Raw genomic sequence first — 14,955 nt, 5'->3', positions numbered from 1 at the left:
CTCCGGTTCCGCTTCGCTACACCTGCGGTCAGCCATGGCGCCGGAGACAACTATGCACTAACAATCAAACCGGACCACTCAATGGGGGCCGCTCATAATCAAGGCCACCAAACCGCAGCGCGTGGACTGAGGGAACTCTATCGCCATCTAGGGCTAATCGACGAGACTGGCGAAACGCTCGAATTAACTCCTCTTGGCAGTCAAGCTGCAAGCTACGCCGATGTGCGCCTGGACGATGACCAAAGAACGTTTTGGCGGACCGCTTTAACGAACATGACGCATGATGGGGACGGTGCGACGTCTCACCCGTATCAGGTCCTGTTGCGCTTGGTCGCTCGCCGACCTGGCATTACACGAGCAAAGTGCGCCCTCGCGCTTGAGGCCAAAAACGATTCTCCCGAAGAGCTCGATCGCATCGCGGAGCTATCTGACCTCGAAGAGGATCAAATTAGACATCAGATCGGCGTTTCGCAGTCCAACTGGAACAACGCAAAGAAAATGCTGCCTCGCTTCGCCGAGCAGCTTGGTGACGTCATTAAAACCGGACAATCATTCAAGCTTGCTCAGACGCCAGGACATGTTGCGCCCACAAGAGACAAGAGCGTGGCAGCCAGTTCAGAGGATGAGGAGAAGAAAACTCGAGCGAAGCGCAATCCGCGCAAGGTTACCACTGACACGATAGGCCAGGCGGGCACTGGCGAGGAATCAGAGCCTGCTCCACCTCCAGATCTCGATCCCGAGAAAATGGCCGCAGCAATTGCTGCTAGAGCTGATCGCGTGAAGCGACATAACCTTATTGTGAAGGCACTCGCAGGCAAACTCGTCGAGGCCGGTTGCGAGCTATACGAAGATCCATTCGATATTCTGGCTCCCCATGATGATCGGGCCATTCTGGTGGAAGTTAAGACCCTCGACGGATCAGAACCAGACGAGCGCGATCGTGTCCGGGATGCCTTGTCTCAAATCCTGTATTACGAGGCTTTTGTAACCGAACCGCTGGTCGGTGGCCGCGATATCGTTAGGGTCGCTTGCTTTGAGCACCGCCCTAGTGACGATCATATCGGGTTTCTTGAAAATCAAGGAATCGAGACAGTTTGGAAGGACGGTGAGGAATTTACCAGCAAAGCTGGCACTCCTGACTGGCTCTAAATATCGGTGCCTATCCGGTATTTACCGCCACTGACGGGGCCGCATTTGCGGCAATATCGCCGTCAAAGCACTGTTTTATAAAAGAAAAGGTGGTGAGCCCTGCTGGGTTCGAACCAGCGACCTACTGATTAAAAGTCAGTTGCTCTACCGACTGAGCTAAGGGCCCCACGCGACGCGTCGCAGGTTGGGTCAACTAAGGTCCGGACGCGGCGCGGTCAAGCGGGCTTGGAGATGGCGCACGGCAAGACCGGTCAACGGATCGCGCCAGGTGGGGACGATCGCCGCGAGCGGGCCGAGCACGAACTGGCGCTCGCGAAAATGCGGGTGCGGAATGCGCAGGTGGGGCGTGCACCAGGTTCCGCCGCTCCACAGCACGATGTCGAGGTCGAGAACGCGCTCGCCCCACCGGCGGCCGCGCGGCCTCCTGCCGAAGCAGGCCTCGATGGCCTTGAGACGGGACAGCACGTCGGGAGGCGAGAGCCGCGTCTCCACCAGCACGGCCGCGTTCGCGAAGCGCCGGCGCGACGGACCGAGCGGAGTGCTCGCCTCGACCGGGGATGAGGTGCGGATACGAAGGCCCTCGCCTTCCATTGCAGCGCATGCGGCGCGCAAAACCCCGGCGGGGCTACCGTGCCGCGCATGGCGGCGGTTCGAGCCGAGCGCGATGACGTAGGATTGCATGCTTGCTCCGGCCATGGCGGCTGCCTAGCGTGCGAAATCCGCACTTGGAATCGAAAAGGACCCTGGATGCCCCGCAGCCGTTTCCGGACATTCATCTCTCTGGCGGCGGCCTTGCCGCTCGCGGTGGCGGCTCCCGCCTTCGCCCAGGACCGTACCGAGCACGAGCAGATGGCGCGTGATCTCTATCGCGACGTCATCGCCTTCCGCACTGCGAAGGGGCACACGCAGGTGCCGGAGCTTGTGTCCTACCTCTCGCAGCGTCTCGAAGCGGCCGGCTTCGCGCCCGGGAACATCATGGCGACCGATTACGACAGCGACGGCGAGCGCACGCAGGGCCTGATCGTGCGGTATCCGGGCAAGTCGCGGTCGAAAGCGCGGCCGATCGTGGTGCTTGCGCACATGGACGTGGTAGACGCCCGGCCGGAGGACTGGGAACGCAATCCCTTCGAACTGACCGAGGACGGCGGCTATCTGTACGGACGCGGCGTCACCGACAACAAATACGGTGTGACCAACCTCGTCAGCACTTTCATCAGGCTCAGGCAGGAAGGCTGGACGCCGTCTCGCGACATCTACCTCGCATTCTCGGGAGACGAGGAAAGCGGGATGGTCTCCACCCGCGCGCAGGCGAAATGGGTGGCCGAGAACGTCGAGCCCGGGATCGTTCTGAACAGCGACGCCGGCGGCATCGCGCTCGCCTCCGACTTTACGCCGCTCGCCATGCGGGTGCAGGCGGCGGAAAAGACCTTCGCGACCTTTATCCTGACGGTCACCAACCCCGGCGGCCATTCCTCTCGCCCCCGCAAGGACAATGCGATCTACGAGCTTGCCGATGCGCTGCTCAAGGTCCGCGACTATACCTTTCCGGTTCAGGCGACCCCGTTGACGCGCAGCTATTTTCGTGAGCTGGGCAAGACCGTTCCGGGCGAACTCGGCGCGGCGATGCGGCAATTCGCCGAAGACCCCACCGACGAGGAAGCGATCGCGACCTTGCGCGCCGACCCGGCCTATGTCGGCACGCTCGGAACGACCTGCATCGCCACGATGCTCGATGCCGGCCATGCCGAGAACGCGCTGCCGCAATCGGCCAAGGCTACCGTCAACTGCCGCATCTTTCCCGGCGTCGGCGTCGAGGCGACCGAGGAGGCGCTGAAGCAGGCCATCGCCAACGATGCCGTGCAATTCACGCTAGACACCGACGTGACCGAAAGCCCGATCTCCGAACTGCGCCCCGATGTTCGCTCAGCGCTCGCGAAAAGCCTGAAAAAGCGCTTCGGAAATGTCGCCATCATTCCCTACATGGAATCGGGCGGGACAGACGGCATGCACTACCGCACGCTCGGCATGCCGGTGGTCGCAATCTCGGGCGTCGCGGCGCGACCCGAGGACCAGTATGCGCACGGTCTTAACGAGCGGATCCTGACCGAGTCATTCTACGGCGGGCTCGACCACTGGTACGTGATCCTGAAGGACCTTGCGGGCTAGGCCGGCCAGCCGAACCCGCTAGATATCCTCGCAAATGCGTCCGTAAAGCTGGGGCCTGCGGTCGCGGAAAAAGCCCATGCCAGCGCGGTGCCGCGCCGCCCGGGCAAGGTCTATGGTCGCGACGAGCGCGCCGCTTTGCGAGCGGCCGTACTCGGCGAGGAAATCGCCCCACTCGTCGGTAATGAAGGAATGGCCGTAGAACGCCTGGCCGTCCTCGTTGCCGATGCGATTGGCGGCGATCACCGGCATGCAGTTCGAGACCGCGTGGCCCAGCATCGCGCGGCGCCACATCCGGCTGGTATCGAGATCGGCGTCGTAGGGCTCGGACCCGATCGCGGTGGGGTAGAACAGGAGCTCGGCCCCCATCAGGGCCATGACGCGCGCGCTTTCGGGGTACCACTGGTCCCAGCACACGCCCACGCCGATGCGGGTTCCGGCTACGTCCCACACCTTGAAACCGTCGTTGCCGGGGCGGAAGTAGTACTTTTCCTCGTACCCCGGACCGTCCGGGATGTGACTCTTGCGATAGGTGCCGATGATTTCGCCTTCGTCACCGATCATCGCGAGGGTGTTGTAGTAATGATGCCCGTCGCGCTCGAAGAAGCTGGTCGGGATGGCGATTTGCAGTTTTTTCGCAAGATCCTTCATCGCGATCACCGAGGGATGCTCGCTCGTGGGCCGGGCGAGCGCGAACATCTCTTCTTCCTCGACCTTGCAGAAATAGGGGCCTGAGAAGAGTTCGGGCGGCAGAACGATCTGCGCCCCGCGAGCCGCAGCTTCCTCCACGAGGTCGCAGACGGCGGCGATGTTCTCGCTCTCGTCGTCGTGATTTAACGCAAGCTGGAGCGCGGCAACGGTTACGCTGGTCATGCCTCGCGGATTATTTCGGTCGAAGCGCGAAGTCCACCTGTATGGCCACCGCAGATGTCGTCTGCCCTGGCATGATCCGGCCCGAACCCGACGCGTCCATGGTTGCGACGCTTTCGACCATGGCCTGGGGATAGGCCATCCTCGCCGGCGGAGGCGGAGGGGGTGGCGGCATCGCGGCGGGCAGGTACCTGCTTCCCTGCGAGCCGCCGGCGTCGCGAATGGTCAGCACGCGCGAGATTTCCATGTTCGCGGCTTGCGCATAAGCGTCGGCGCGCGCCCTGGCGGCCTTGAACGCCTGCGCATACGCGAGGTTTGCCGTCGTTTCCGGGTCTGCCATGCGCAAGTCCGGGCCGCTCATCAGATTTGCGCCAGCGTCGGTCACGGCGGTCACCGCCTCGCCCGCGCGGTCGACGTTGCGGACGGTGACATTGACGACGTTGCTTGCCTGGAACTGCCCCTTGCGATCGCCCCAGTCGATGCGCTGGACGCTGACGGTGCGCGTCTGGATATCGTCTTCGGGTATCCCCTGTTCCTTGAGCGCGGCGACGATCTCCTCGATCTGCTCGTGATTGGCCGCCGTTGCCGCTTTCGCATTGCGCGCCCAGGTATTGATGCCCGCCTGGAACTGCGCCTCGTCGGGACGGGACTCTGCCTCGCCGGTGGTGCTGACCGAAAGCAGTGTCTCTTCGTGGTCGACGCCGCGCGCATCGTAGGCGGCATTTCCGCATCCGCCGACGAGCAGGGGCACTGCGCCGGAAAGTATCAATGTTCTCATCGACTTCCTCCAATAGGTCACCAAAGGCGAGCCGTGGAGGAAGCTCTTCGCAGGCTTAACGGCTGCTGACGCTCCGCCGCGTTCAGGGTGCCTTGCGGAACAGAAGCGTCATGCGATCGCTCTCGCCGATGGCCTCGTAACGCTCGCGCGCCGTCTCTTTCTGCGAGAGCGTCGGCGGCAGGGTCCACACGCCGCCCGGCCAGTCGGCATCGTCGGCCGGATTGGCGTTGATCTCGGCGCTGTCGACAAGCTCGAAGCCGTTCACTTCCATGAACTTCACCACGTCGGCCTGCCGCAGGTATCCCTTCGTGCCGTTGGCGTAGGACCAGGGCGCTTCGGCCTTGGCGCGGTGCTGCACGATGCCGAGCAGGCCGTCGTCCTTCAGCAGTTCGCGCATCGCCGCGATCTCGCTGTCGGCGGTGTTCCAGCGGAACATGTTGTGCATCATGCGGATGACGAGGACGCGGTCGAAGGTACCCTTCTCGGCGTCGGGGATTTTCTCTGTCGTCATGCCGGCGAAGCGGCTTTCGGGAAGGCCCGTCCACCCGGCGGCCCCGGCGGCAAACTTGGCCGCGCTGTCCCGGATGCCCTGCCGGCGATCCTCGGGAATGGGCATCTTGCTGGGATCGAAGAAGATACCGACCAGCTTTCCGTCCTCGTCGAGGTAATTGCCGATCACGCGCGAATACCAGCCGCCGCCGGGAGCGAACTCGCCCACTTTCATCCCCGGCTCGACCCGGAAGAACTCCAGCGTCTCGACCGGATGGCGGTACTGGTCACGGGCCCGGTCCTCGCTGCGCGAAGGATGTTCGAGCGCGCGTTCGAGGAGCGGTTTGCAGCTCTCGCAGGTCGAGCCGTCACGTTCGGCGGGTCCCTGTGCCGCGAGTCCGGTTGCAAAAAGGCCGGTAAAGGCAGCGGCGGCTATGGCAATACGGCGCATCGGAAAACCTCCCCATGTGGTCATGCGACGCATCCTAGATCGCGATGCGGCAATGACAACCGCCGATGGCATTCCTATCTACCCGGCGACGAGCAAGATGGAGCGACAGATGGAAACGGCAATCCTGGCAGGCGGATGCTTCTGGTGCACCGAGGCGGTGTTCCGGGACGTGATCGGCGTCGGAGAAGTCGAAAGCGGCTATATCGGCGGCGAAGTGGAGAACCCTACCTACAAGCAGGTGTGCAGCGGAACGACTGGCCATGCAGAGGCGATCCGCGTGACGTTCGATCCGCAGGCGGTGTCCTACGCGCAGATCCTCGACATCTTCATGGCGACGCATGATCCGACGCAGCTCAACCGGCAGGGCAACGACATCGGCACCCAGTACCGCAGCGCGATCTTTCCGCTGACACCCGACCAGCAGGCCGAGGCGCAGGCCGCGCTCGCCCGCGCGAACGAGGAGCACGGCGGCCGGGTGGTCACGACCGTCGAAGGCTTCGAAGGCGGCGAGCAGCACGCCACGTGGTACCCGGCGGAGGATTATCACCAGGAATACTGGGAGGGCGAAGGGCAGGGTAATCCATACTGCCTCGCGATCATTCCGCCCAAGCTGCAGAAGTTGCGCCGAAGCTTTCGCGAGAACGCGAAGGCGGACTGACGCGCCCGGCGTTCAGGAGTTGAGCGCGCTTTCAAGGTCGCCGGGGTTGATCGGCTTGATCAGGACCCGATGGGGGTCATCCTGCTGGATGCGGTCGAGTGTCGGCGGCTCGTTCGACCCCGTGACGAATATGATCTTGATGTGCGGGTGGCGTTCATGGACCTCGATCGCGATGTCGACGCCGTCCCGCTTGCCACCAAGCCGGACATCCATGATCACGTAGTCGGGCACCTTTTCGCCAATGAGTTCGCGCCCCTGATCTGCCTCGCTCGCCATGCCGACGACTTCGGCGCCCATATCCTCGCTCAGGACGCGCAGGTATTCGGCGATCAGGAAATCGTCTTCCACGATAACCAGCGTCTTGCGATCAGACATAGCGCGTGTTTTCGCTGAGCGTTGCAGGAAATTGCGTCGATACCGTGGTGCCGCGCCCGTTCGTCACCGTCATGGTTCCCTTCAGCTGGCTGACCAGCCCCTGGACGATGCGCGATCCCGTGCCCGCCACCATTCCTTCCGCCGGATAGCCAACCCCGTCGTCGGAGATCGTAAGCACTTTGGTCTCTCCCTCTCCGTCTCCGTCTCCGTCTCCGTACCGTATGCTTATCGTTCCGCCGTGCCCCTCCGGAAAGGCGTGCTTGATCGCATTGGCGACCAGCTCGTTGGCAAGTAGTCCGATGGCCATCGCCACGTCGAGGTGCACGGTATCGGGTCTGGCCTCAACCGCAAGCTCAATGTTCCGAGCCCGCAGGCCGTGGCCGGTCGAGAAGCTGCTGCCAAGCTTCTCGAGGAATGTCTGCATGTCAACTTCAGATGGTTGCGGGGACTGGATGAGAAGCTTGTGGACCATGCCAAGGGCCTGGACGCGTCCCGCCATCGCCTGGAACGCCGCTTTCGCGCTCTCGTCCTCCAGTTTGTTCCGCTCGATCATCAGCAAAGCGTTGATCTGCTGCAGGTTGTTCTTGACCCGGTGATAGACTTCGCGAAGCAGCAGCGACCGATCGGCCAGGGCGACCTCGAGATCGGCATTCGCCTGGCGCAGCCGCCGTTCGGCCCGGTTCTCCAACGTCGCGTTGCGCAGGATGGCGGCGAGGCCGATCACCATCATCGCGATCGACATGACGCTTAGCCGGAAATTCGGCGAGAACAGCCCCTGTTCGGTCGCTGCGAAGAAGGCGACCGAAAGCAGGAACGGTCCGCCGACCACGAAGGGTAGCAGGCGGCGCGCACCACGACTTCCCTGTTCGTCCCCGAAAAAGTGCCAGATCCATCCGCTTCGCGGGCTCGCCAGCATGATTGCAAGGAACAGCGCGGCAAAGGCAGCGGCAGTGTGCAGCGCCATGGCGGTAAACAGGAAGACCCCGTAGAGCGCCTCGGTATCGAGCGCATAGGCCACCAGTGCGACCGAGCACAATGCGAGCCCCAGCGTCGACGATCCGAGAAAGACCCAGCCCGGGGTGCGCCGCAACGACAGGCAAAGGCAGCAGGCGGCGGCGAGCAGGAACGAGGTCGCCGTTGCGACCGCCATGGAATCGTCCGGTCGCTCGAGCAATTGCGGCCACAGAAACGCGTCGATCCCCTGCCTGACCCCTGCGGAGAGCGCCACGAGCTCCGCGATGGCGACGACCGCCACCAGCGAGGCGGCACCGGCAAGCAGGCTGCGCGCGCCGGCCGAACCTGCTCGCAGCCATGCCAGGAGTCCGAAACCTAGAAGCGCGAACGAAACGGCGGTGCTCGGCACCATCGCTGCGAAATCGTCGTGAATACGCTTGAAGAACGTGAGGCCGAAACCCCACCCTAGAACAAGAGCAAGCAGGGCCATGACAAGGACAAGTCCTGCAGCAATCGAGCCGGCATTTCTCGCTTCGTGATGAAATTCGCTATCGCTCGACACTATTCGCCCCCACACCGGCGGGCTCGATTTACTATTTTTTGAGGCCTAGCGGCACACTTATGTCAGTTCGGGCGAAAAAATCGCGCCACGAAGAACCCGTCGAGACCGCCTGCCCCGGGCAGCATGCCGGGATCGGTGCGGACGTGGCCACTCGCGGTCGGTCCGATGCCGTGGGGCAGTTCCTCGGCGGAGATCGGGTCGGGCGACAGACCGGTGTCTTGTACACGGCCCTCCCCCTCATCGGGTTCGAGCGAGCAGACCGCGTAGACAAGCCGACCTCCCGGCCTGAGCCATGTCACCGCGCGGGCGAGCAGCGCAGCCTGCAGCTCTGCCATCTCCCCGATCTGTCGCAGGCCGATACGGTGGAGCACATCGGGATGGCGGCGGCACGTGCCCGTAGCGGTGCAAGGCGCGTCGAGCAGGATCGCGTCGAACAGCTCGGGCGGCTCCCATGCGAGCGCGTCGGCAACCACCGCCGTCGCTTCCAGCCCCGTCCGTGCGAGGTTTTCGCGAAGCCGTTCCATGCGGCGTTTAGAGATATCAAGGGCAGTCACGTTCCAGCCGACAGCGGCCAGTTGCAGCGTCTTGCCTCCCGGCGCAGCGCACAGGTCGAGCGCGCGGCGTCCTGCCCTCGGGCCCAGCAGGCGCGCCGGCAGGCTTGCGGCAAAATCCTGCACCCACCATGCGCCTTCGTCGAAGCCTTCGAGGTTTTCGACCGCCGTGCCCCGCGCCAGCCGCACGTGGCCGGGCATCAGCGATGCACCGCCAAGTTTCGTCGCCCATTCGGCGGTGCGGTCGGGATCGCGCAGGGTAAGGTCGAGCGGTGGCGGCTCTGCTAGGCCTGTCGCGATTGCCGACGCGCGCTCGCCCCAGCGATCGGCGACCGCCCTGGGCAAGGTGGGTGCCTCCGGCAGCGTCGCGCCGCGCTTCATGAGGGTCGAGAACACGCCATGCGCCAGCCGCCTCGGCCCTCCCGCCAGCAGCGGCAACCCTGTCGCGATTGCCGCGTGCGGGGGCGTCCCCAGCCGCATCGCCTGCGCCAGCATGATCGCCAGGACCATGCGCGGCTTGGCATCGGCGGGAAGCGACTGCCGCGTCGCGCCGTCGATCACCGCGTCCAGATCCACTTTCCAGCGCAGCACTTCTGAAGCGATGGCGAGGCCGAGCGCGCGGTCTGGACCGGACCGGACCTGCCGCAATGCCGCGTGCGACGCCTGATCGAGAGTTTCGCCCCGCCGCAGCACGGCATCGAGCATGCGAAGCGCCGCGCGGCGGACGGGCAGGCCGGGAACGTCGGTCATCGCGCCGGCCTTATCGCCGATTGCATCGCGCCGCCAGTCTCCCCATCTTGGTGCCATGAGCGACAAGACGATATCCGGCACGCCCCGCGCCACCGAACGCCCCGGCGATTTCGAAAAGCCCGCTCACTGGAGCGATACACCACCGCCCGAACCCGATGCGCCGAATGATGAGGCCGAAGCCGACGATCCCGACGGCCTTTCGCCCACCCGCTACGGCGACTGGGTGCACAAGGGCATCGCAATCGATTTCTAGGGCAGGATATCGATGACCGTCCCGTTGGGCACGGTCTGCCACATATACTCGATTTCCTCGTTGGTGACGGCGATGCAGCCGTCGGTCCAGTCGCCCTGAACGCGTCCCGAATAGCCGTTGGGCTGGCCGTGGATGAAGATCGCCCCGCCAGGACTGCGCCCCTGCGACCGGGCGTAGGCGCGGTCCGCCTCGTTCGGGTACGAGATGTGGAGCGAAAGGTAGTACGAACTCTGCGGATTGCCGTAGTCGATCAGGTAGCGCCCCTCGGGCGTGCGCTCGTCGCCCTGAAAGCGCTTGTGGCCGATGGGGGCATCGCCGAACTGGATTCCCTCGATGATGCGAACCGGTGCACCGTTGGAGCGCAGCGTGATGGTGCGCGCCGATTTCTCGACCACGACGTGATCGACCACCGGCAAGTCGGCGTAGACCTGCGCTTCCGCCGCAACCTGCCCATGCGCCGCACCCGATGCCAGCAGCAGCGCAAGCGGGGCGAGGCAGGTGCGGATCATGGCGGTCAGTCCGTGAAAGGGTCTCTGACGAGGATGGTATCGTCGCGTTCGGGACTCGTCGAGACCAGCGCGACCGGAGTCTCGATCAATTCCTGCACGCGCTGGATGTACTTGATCGCCTGCGCCGGAAGGTCCGCCCACGAACGGGCGCCGGCCGTCGTCTCGCGCCAGCCGTCCATCTCCTCGTAGATCGGCTCGACCGCGGCCTGGTCGGCGGCATGGCTGGGCAGGTAGTCGTAGACCTTGCCGCCAAGCCGGTAGCCCGTGCAGATCTTCACCGTCTCGAACCCGTCGAGCACGTCCAGCTTGGTAAGCGCGATGCCCGTAACGCCGGAGATCGCGCAGGTCTGGCGGACGAGCACCGCGTCGAACCAGCCGCAACGGCGCTGGCGGCCGGTCACCGTGCCGAATTCGTGACCCCGCTCACCCAGCATGCGACCGTCCTCGTCATCAAGTTCGGTCGGGAACGGGCCGGAGCCGACGCGGGTGGTGTAAGCCTTGACGATGCCGAGCACGAAGCCGGTGGCCGCCGGGCCGAGACCCGAGCCGGACGCAGCGGTTCCGCTTACCGTGTTCGACGAAGTGACGAACGGGTAGGTGCCGTGATCGATGTCGAGAAGCACGCCCTGCGCACCTTCAAACAGGATGCGCGCGCCCGCCTTGCGCACCTTCTTCAGGCGTTTCCACACAGGCTGCGCGAATTGCAGCACGAACGGCGCAATTTCCTTGAGTTCGCGGATCAGATCGTCCCGATCCACCGGCTTTTCTCCGAAGCCGGCCCGCAGCGCATCGTGATGCGCGCAGAGCCTGTCAAGCTGCGGTTCGAGCGAATCGAGATGGGCCAGGTCGCAGACCCGGATCGCGCGGCGGCCGACCTTGTCCTCGTAGGCCGGGCCGATCCCGCGCCCTGTCGTGCCGATCTTGCCCGAACCCGCCGCAGCTTCGCGCAGCCCGTCGAGTTCCCGGTGGACCGGAAGGATCAGCGGGCAGTTGTCGGCGACGGCGAAGTTGTCGTCGTTGATCTCGACACCCTGTCCGCGCAGCTTCTCGACCTCGGCCTTGAGCGCCCACGGATCGAGCACAACGCCATTGCCGATGATCGACAGCGTGCCGGTGACTATGCCTGAAGGCAGGAGCGAGAGCTTGTAGGTCTGGTCTCCGACGACGAGCGTATGCCCGGCATTGTGGCCGCCCTGAAAGCGCACGACCGCATCGGCGCGGCTGGCGAGCCAGTCGACGATCTTGCCCTTGCCTTCATCGCCCCACTGGGCGCCGATCACCGTGACGTTGGCCAAGCTGGCGTCCTTTCCTCGAACAAACTTGCGCGCCCTAGGTGATGGCGGCGCGAAGGGCAACAGGCTGGCGGGCCTGCAAATCGGCGTCGATCAGGAACATGCTCCGCCTGACATGGTTCATGGAAGTGAAACCAAGGAGAAAGACATCATGGTACGCAAGCTTCTGACAATGTTCGGCATCGGCGTGTTCGCCCTCACCGCATCGGCCTGCAACACGATCGACGGTGCCGGCGAGGACATCGAATCGGTCGGCGACGAGATCGACGAGGAAATCTGAGTCGGGTTGCGGTCCCGCAGGGTCGGGACCGCACCTTCAGACCGGGACGGCCTCGCTGCCCTGAAGGCGGTGGGTGCAGCCCAGCGCACGAGCATCCTCTGCATCCGATAGCGCCGCAACCGTTCGCCATCCGATGGAACGCAGCCTTTCGGCGGCCAGCACATCGTGGCCGAGAGGCAGGTATAGCACGTTTTCGCACTGGCTCTCCGACGCGAGAGCATCGATCAGCGGGTCCGGATAGAGCGAGAATCCGGTCGCGGGTTCGTCACGCCCGAGGATCCGATAGGTTCCCCCCCGCCCGACCGCGCCGGCCAGCCCCTCGGCGTAGAGGGTGAAGCCGAACCAGCTCTGGTACTCGAAGCCGTGCCGCTCCGAAGGATCGAGAGTGACGCGAGCGCCCTTGCCGATCCTGTCCGAAATCGCCCTGAGGCCCTCGATACGCGTGGCGAGAGCACCGCTGGTGTCGAATTCCGCCAGCCGGGCAACTGCCCGGTCGAGCGGCCCAACTGCGTAAAGCAGGGGCAAGTACGCCTCGCCTCCGACTTCGACTAATCCGCCTGCATCCTTCGCATCGAGTTCGCGCCGCACCGCATCGACCGCATCGCCCTCGAGCGGCAATGCCGAGGCTGCCAGAGTATCGACGAGGTCAGGCAGCGTGAAGTCGACCGAGATTCCCTCGGCCCCTGCGGCCTTGAGCGCCTCGATCGCCAGCACCACGATTTCCGACGCAGCGGCGACCGTGTCCGATCCGACCAGTTCGGCGCCGACCTGCAGCCGCTCGCGCGTCGGATCGAGACCGTCCCCCTGAATTTTCACCACCTGGCCCGCATAGCAAAGCCTCAGCGGCCTCGCAGCTTCGGACAGGCCGGTTGAGGCGATGCGCCCGACCTGCACGGTCATGTCGGAGCGAAGCGCGAGCGTCCTGAGGCTCGACGGATCGACGAAGCGGAACATGCGGCGCGGCTGCACCCCCGCCATGCGGCTCGCTATCGATTTCTCGAACTCGATGATCGGCGGCTGGACGCGGTCGTATCCGCGCGAATGAAAGACGTCGAGCATCGCCCGCTGGACTCGGGCCGAGACTGCCGCGCCTTGCGGCAGGCGGTCCTGAAGCCCCTCGGGCAGAAGGTCGCGGTCGTTGTCAGGCATGGCATGTCCCCCGCCGGCCGCTTTCGCGGGACCGGCGGAAATTTGCAACTCCTCAGAAAGTCAGCGGCTTGACCGTCTTCACGCCGGGCAGGTCGCACGCATCCTTCATCACGGCTTCGGGGATCGCGGCATCGAGCGAGAGCAGGAGCACCGCCTCGCCGCCTGCCTGCCGCCGGCCGAGGTGGAAAGTGCCGATATTGATGCCGTTCTCGCCGAGCAGCGAACCGATACGGCCGATGAAGCCCGGCGCGTCTTCGTTGACGATGTAGAGCATGTGCCCGTCGAGATCCGCCTCGATCCCGATCCCGAAAATCTCGATCAGGCGCGGCGCCTCGTTGCCGAACAGCGTGCCTGCTACCGAGCGGTCGCCCTGGCTGGTCGCGACGGTGACCCGCACGAGCGTGTGGTATACGCCTTCGCGGTCATGCCGGATTTCACGCACGTCCATGCCGCGCTCTTTCGCAAGATGCGGCGCGTTGACCATGTTCACCGACTGCGAATAGTGTTTCATCAACCCGGCTAGCACGGCGGCGGTGATCGGCTTCATGTTCAGTTCGGCGGCGGCGCCCTCGACTTCGACCGAAATCTTGTCGAGATTGCCATGCGCAAGCTGTCCGACGAGGCTTCCGAGCTTTTCCGACAGCGCCATGTACGGGCGCAGCTTCGGCGCTTCCTCGGCGGAAAGCGAAGGAACGTTGAGCGCATTGGTCACGCCGCCGTTCACCAGGTAATCGGCCATCTGCTCGGCGACTTGCAGCGCCACGTTGACCTGCGCCTCGGTGGTCGAGGCACCCAGGTGCGGGGTGCAGATGAAGTTCGGAGTGCCGAACAGCGGGCTTTCCCTGGCCGGCTCCTCGGCAAAGACGTCGAGCGCGGCACCCGCCACGTGGCCCGATTCGAGCAGTTCCTTGAGCGCCGCCTCGTCCACGAGGCCGCCGCGCGCGCAGTTGACGATACGCACGCCCTTCTTTGTCTTGGCGAGGTTTTCGCGGCTCAGGATATTGCGGGTCTGGTCGGTCAGCGGCGTGTGCAGCGTGATGAAGTCCGCGCGCTCGAGCAGGGTGTCGAGATCGGCCTTCTCCACGCCCATTTCCACGGCGCGTTCCTGGGTCAGGAACGGATCGTAGGCGACGACCTTCATGCGAAGACCGAGCGCGCGGCTGGCAACGATCGAGCCGATGTTGCCCGCGCCGATAAGGCCGAGAGTCTTGCCGGTCACTTCCACGCCCATGAAAGCGCTCTTCGGCCACTCGCCCTTCTGCGTACGCTCGTTTGCCTCGGGAATCTGCCGGGCGAGCGCCATAATCATCGCGATGGCATGCTCGGCGGTCGTGATGGAGTTGCCGAACGGCGTGTTCATCACGACGACGCCCTGAGCCGAAGCAGCCTGGATATCGACGTTGTCGACGCCGATACCGGCGCGCCCGATAACCTTGAGATTCTTCGCGGCGTCGAGAATCTCCCTCGTCACCCTGGTGCTCGACCGGATAGCAAGGCCGTCGTAGTCGCCGATGTACTCCATCAGTTCTTCGGGCGACTTGCCCGTGATCACGTCCACTTCGCAGCCGCGCTCCTCGAAGATGCGGGCGGCATTGGGGTCCATCTTGTCGGAAATGAGGACTTTGGGCTTGGTCATGGTGTCCAATCCTTCTGAAACGTCATGTCATCGGTGCGCGCTGACGGCACTCGATGCGAAAAAGCGGGTCGGAATGCTCCGGGAAC

General features: G+C 64.4%; 16 protein-coding genes and 1 tRNA gene. 5 read left to right on the top strand and 12 right to left on the bottom strand.

What is annotated here, in order from left to right; genetic code table 11:
• A partial coding sequence (locus FHS75_RS16480; protein ID WP_179408764.1) for a hypothetical protein occupies nt 1-1,149 on the top strand: 1,149 nt, incomplete at its 5' end.
• A 90-nt stretch (nt 1,150-1,239) separates the two neighbouring features.
• Here FHS75_RS16480 and FHS75_RS16475 read toward each other — a convergent pair.
• Nucleotides 1,240-1,315 (bottom strand) — tRNA-Lys (locus FHS75_RS16475).
• Between the two features lie 23 nt (nt 1,316-1,338).
• Nucleotides 1,339-1,845, bottom strand: coding sequence for a 2-amino-4-hydroxy-6-hydroxymethyldihydropteridine diphosphokinase (gene folK / locus FHS75_RS16470; protein ID WP_244959129.1), 507 nt, complete (start codon nt 1,843-1,845; stop codon nt 1,339-1,341).
• A gap of 51 nt (nt 1,846-1,896) precedes the next feature.
• On the opposite strand from folK, the gene FHS75_RS16465 reads away from it, so the two are divergent.
• Nucleotides 1,897-3,315 carry a M20/M25/M40 family metallo-hydrolase gene (locus FHS75_RS16465; RefSeq protein ID WP_179408763.1) on the top strand — a complete coding sequence of 473 codons (1,419 nt, stop codon included), beginning with the start codon at nt 1,897-1,899 and terminating at the stop codon, nt 3,313-3,315.
• 18 nt (nt 3,316-3,333) lie between these two features.
• On the opposite strand, the gene aguB is transcribed toward FHS75_RS16465, so the two are convergent.
• The 3 genes from aguB to FHS75_RS16450 form a co-directional block, all read right to left on the bottom strand.
• Nucleotides 3,334-4,185 (bottom strand): N-carbamoylputrescine amidase, encoded by an 852-nt coding sequence (gene aguB / locus FHS75_RS16460; RefSeq protein ID WP_179408762.1) that lies wholly within the window; start codon nt 4,183-4,185, stop codon nt 3,334-3,336.
• A gap of 10 nt (nt 4,186-4,195) precedes the next feature.
• Nucleotides 4,196-4,960 (bottom strand): SIMPL domain-containing protein, encoded by a 765-nt coding sequence (locus tag FHS75_RS16455; RefSeq protein ID WP_179408761.1) that lies wholly within the window; start codon nt 4,958-4,960, stop codon nt 4,196-4,198.
• Between the two features lie 82 nt (nt 4,961-5,042).
• The gene (locus FHS75_RS16450) at nt 5,043-5,924 is read right to left on the bottom strand and encodes a class I SAM-dependent methyltransferase (protein ID WP_244959128.1); all 882 of its coding nucleotides are present in this window, start codon (nt 5,922-5,924) and stop codon (nt 5,043-5,045) included.
• A gap of 85 nt (nt 5,925-6,009) precedes the next feature.
• Here FHS75_RS16450 and msrA point away from each other — a divergent pair, with 85 nt between their 5' ends.
• Nucleotides 6,010-6,558 (top strand): peptide-methionine (S)-S-oxide reductase MsrA, encoded by a 549-nt coding sequence (msrA, locus tag FHS75_RS16445; protein WP_179408768.1) that lies wholly within the window; start codon nt 6,010-6,012, stop codon nt 6,556-6,558.
• 12 nt (nt 6,559-6,570) lie between these two features.
• Here msrA and FHS75_RS16440 read toward each other — a convergent pair whose 3' ends face one another.
• The 3 genes from FHS75_RS16440 to FHS75_RS16430 all read right to left on the bottom strand — a co-directional run bounded on the left by FHS75_RS16440 (nt 6,571) and on the right by FHS75_RS16430 (nt 9,750).
• Nucleotides 6,571-6,933, bottom strand: coding sequence for a response regulator (locus FHS75_RS16440; RefSeq protein ID WP_179408760.1), 363 nt, complete (start codon nt 6,931-6,933; stop codon nt 6,571-6,573).
• Nucleotides 6,926-8,449: a histidine kinase dimerization/phosphoacceptor domain -containing protein gene (locus tag FHS75_RS18205; RefSeq protein ID WP_179408759.1), complete on the bottom strand. Its 1,524-nt coding sequence runs from the start codon at nt 8,447-8,449 to the stop codon at nt 6,926-6,928. The genes FHS75_RS16440 and FHS75_RS18205 overlap by 8 nt, the downstream gene beginning before the upstream one ends.
• Before the next feature lie 62 nt (nt 8,450-8,511).
• Nucleotides 8,512-9,750, bottom strand: a complete 1,239-nt coding sequence (locus FHS75_RS16430; RefSeq protein WP_179408758.1) for an RsmB/NOP family class I SAM-dependent RNA methyltransferase — start codon at nt 9,748-9,750, stop codon at nt 8,512-8,514.
• A gap of 55 nt (nt 9,751-9,805) precedes the next feature.
• Between FHS75_RS16430 and FHS75_RS16425 the strand changes: the two genes are divergently transcribed.
• A complete protein-coding gene (locus tag FHS75_RS16425) occupies nt 9,806-10,003 on the top strand; it encodes a DUF1674 domain-containing protein (RefSeq protein ID WP_179408757.1) in 198 nt (65 codons plus the stop codon).
• Here FHS75_RS16425 and FHS75_RS16420 read toward each other — a convergent pair.
• Both FHS75_RS16420 and FHS75_RS16415 read right to left on the bottom strand, forming a co-directional pair.
• Nucleotides 10,000-10,512: a L,D-transpeptidase family protein gene (locus FHS75_RS16420; protein ID WP_179408756.1), complete on the bottom strand. Its 513-nt coding sequence runs from the start codon at nt 10,510-10,512 to the stop codon at nt 10,000-10,002. The two genes, FHS75_RS16425 and FHS75_RS16420, sit on opposite strands and share 4 nt — an antisense overlap.
• Before the next feature lie 5 nt (nt 10,513-10,517).
• Nucleotides 10,518-11,807, bottom strand: coding sequence for an adenylosuccinate synthase (locus FHS75_RS16415; RefSeq protein WP_179408755.1), 1,290 nt, complete (start codon nt 11,805-11,807; stop codon nt 10,518-10,520).
• Between the two features lie 148 nt (nt 11,808-11,955).
• Between FHS75_RS16415 and FHS75_RS16410 the strand changes: the two genes are divergently transcribed.
• Nucleotides 11,956-12,084 (top strand): Entericidin EcnA/B family protein, encoded by a 129-nt coding sequence (locus tag FHS75_RS16410; protein WP_179408754.1) that lies wholly within the window; start codon nt 11,956-11,958, stop codon nt 12,082-12,084.
• 36 nt (nt 12,085-12,120) lie between these two features.
• On the opposite strand, the gene FHS75_RS16405 is transcribed toward FHS75_RS16410, so the two are convergent.
• Nucleotides 12,121-13,233, bottom strand: a complete 1,113-nt coding sequence (locus tag FHS75_RS16405; RefSeq protein ID WP_179408753.1) for an ATP phosphoribosyltransferase regulatory subunit — start codon at nt 13,231-13,233, stop codon at nt 12,121-12,123.
• Nucleotides 13,234-13,285: 52 nt separating this feature from the next.
• Entirely contained in the window at nt 13,286-14,869 is a 1,584-nt protein-coding gene (gene serA, locus FHS75_RS16400; RefSeq protein ID WP_179408752.1) for a phosphoglycerate dehydrogenase, read from the bottom strand.
• Nucleotides 14,870-14,955: the final 86 nt, after the last annotated feature.

This window comes from Novosphingobium marinum (genome assembly GCF_013408095.1).
Classification (GTDB): domain Bacteria; phylum Pseudomonadota; class Alphaproteobacteria; order Sphingomonadales; family Sphingomonadaceae; genus Novosphingobium; species Novosphingobium marinum.
Note: the sequence above shows the minus strand (reverse complement) of the source record. Positions and strands in the feature narration are given on the sequence as shown.

What these genes read in the sequence shown, in the direction of transcription:
- folK (WP_244959129.1), bottom strand. Translation starts at nt 1,845, where the DNA reads ATGGCCGGAGCAAGCATGCAATCCTACGTCATCGCGCTCGGCTCGAAC.
- FHS75_RS16465 (WP_179408763.1), top strand. Translation starts at nt 1,897, where the DNA reads ATGCCCCGCAGCCGTTTCCGGACATTCATCTCTCTGGCGGCGGCCTTG.
- aguB (WP_179408762.1), bottom strand. Translation starts at nt 4,185, where the DNA reads ATGACCAGCGTAACCGTTGCCGCGCTCCAGCTTGCGTTAAATCACGAC.
- FHS75_RS16455 (WP_179408761.1), bottom strand. Translation starts at nt 4,960, where the DNA reads ATGAGAACATTGATACTTTCCGGCGCAGTGCCCCTGCTCGTCGGCGGA.
- FHS75_RS16450 (WP_244959128.1), bottom strand. Translation starts at nt 5,924, where the DNA reads ATGACCACATGGGGAGGTTTTCCGATGCGCCGTATTGCCATAGCCGCC.
- msrA (WP_179408768.1), top strand. Translation starts at nt 6,010, where the DNA reads ATGGAAACGGCAATCCTGGCAGGCGGATGCTTCTGGTGCACCGAGGCG.
- FHS75_RS16440 (WP_179408760.1), bottom strand. Translation starts at nt 6,933, where the DNA reads ATGTCTGATCGCAAGACGCTGGTTATCGTGGAAGACGATTTCCTGATC.
- FHS75_RS16430 (WP_179408758.1), bottom strand. Translation starts at nt 9,750, where the DNA reads ATGACCGACGTTCCCGGCCTGCCCGTCCGCCGCGCGGCGCTTCGCATG.
- FHS75_RS16425 (WP_179408757.1), top strand. Translation starts at nt 9,806, where the DNA reads ATGAGCGACAAGACGATATCCGGCACGCCCCGCGCCACCGAACGCCCC.
- FHS75_RS16420 (WP_179408756.1), bottom strand. Translation starts at nt 10,512, where the DNA reads ATGATCCGCACCTGCCTCGCCCCGCTTGCGCTGCTGCTGGCATCGGGT.
- FHS75_RS16410 (WP_179408754.1), top strand. Translation starts at nt 11,956, where the DNA reads ATGGTACGCAAGCTTCTGACAATGTTCGGCATCGGCGTGTTCGCCCTC.
- FHS75_RS16405 (WP_179408753.1), bottom strand. Translation starts at nt 13,233, where the DNA reads ATGCCTGACAACGACCGCGACCTTCTGCCCGAGGGGCTTCAGGACCGC.
- serA (WP_179408752.1), bottom strand. Translation starts at nt 14,869, where the DNA reads ATGACCAAGCCCAAAGTCCTCATTTCCGACAAGATGGACCCCAATGCC.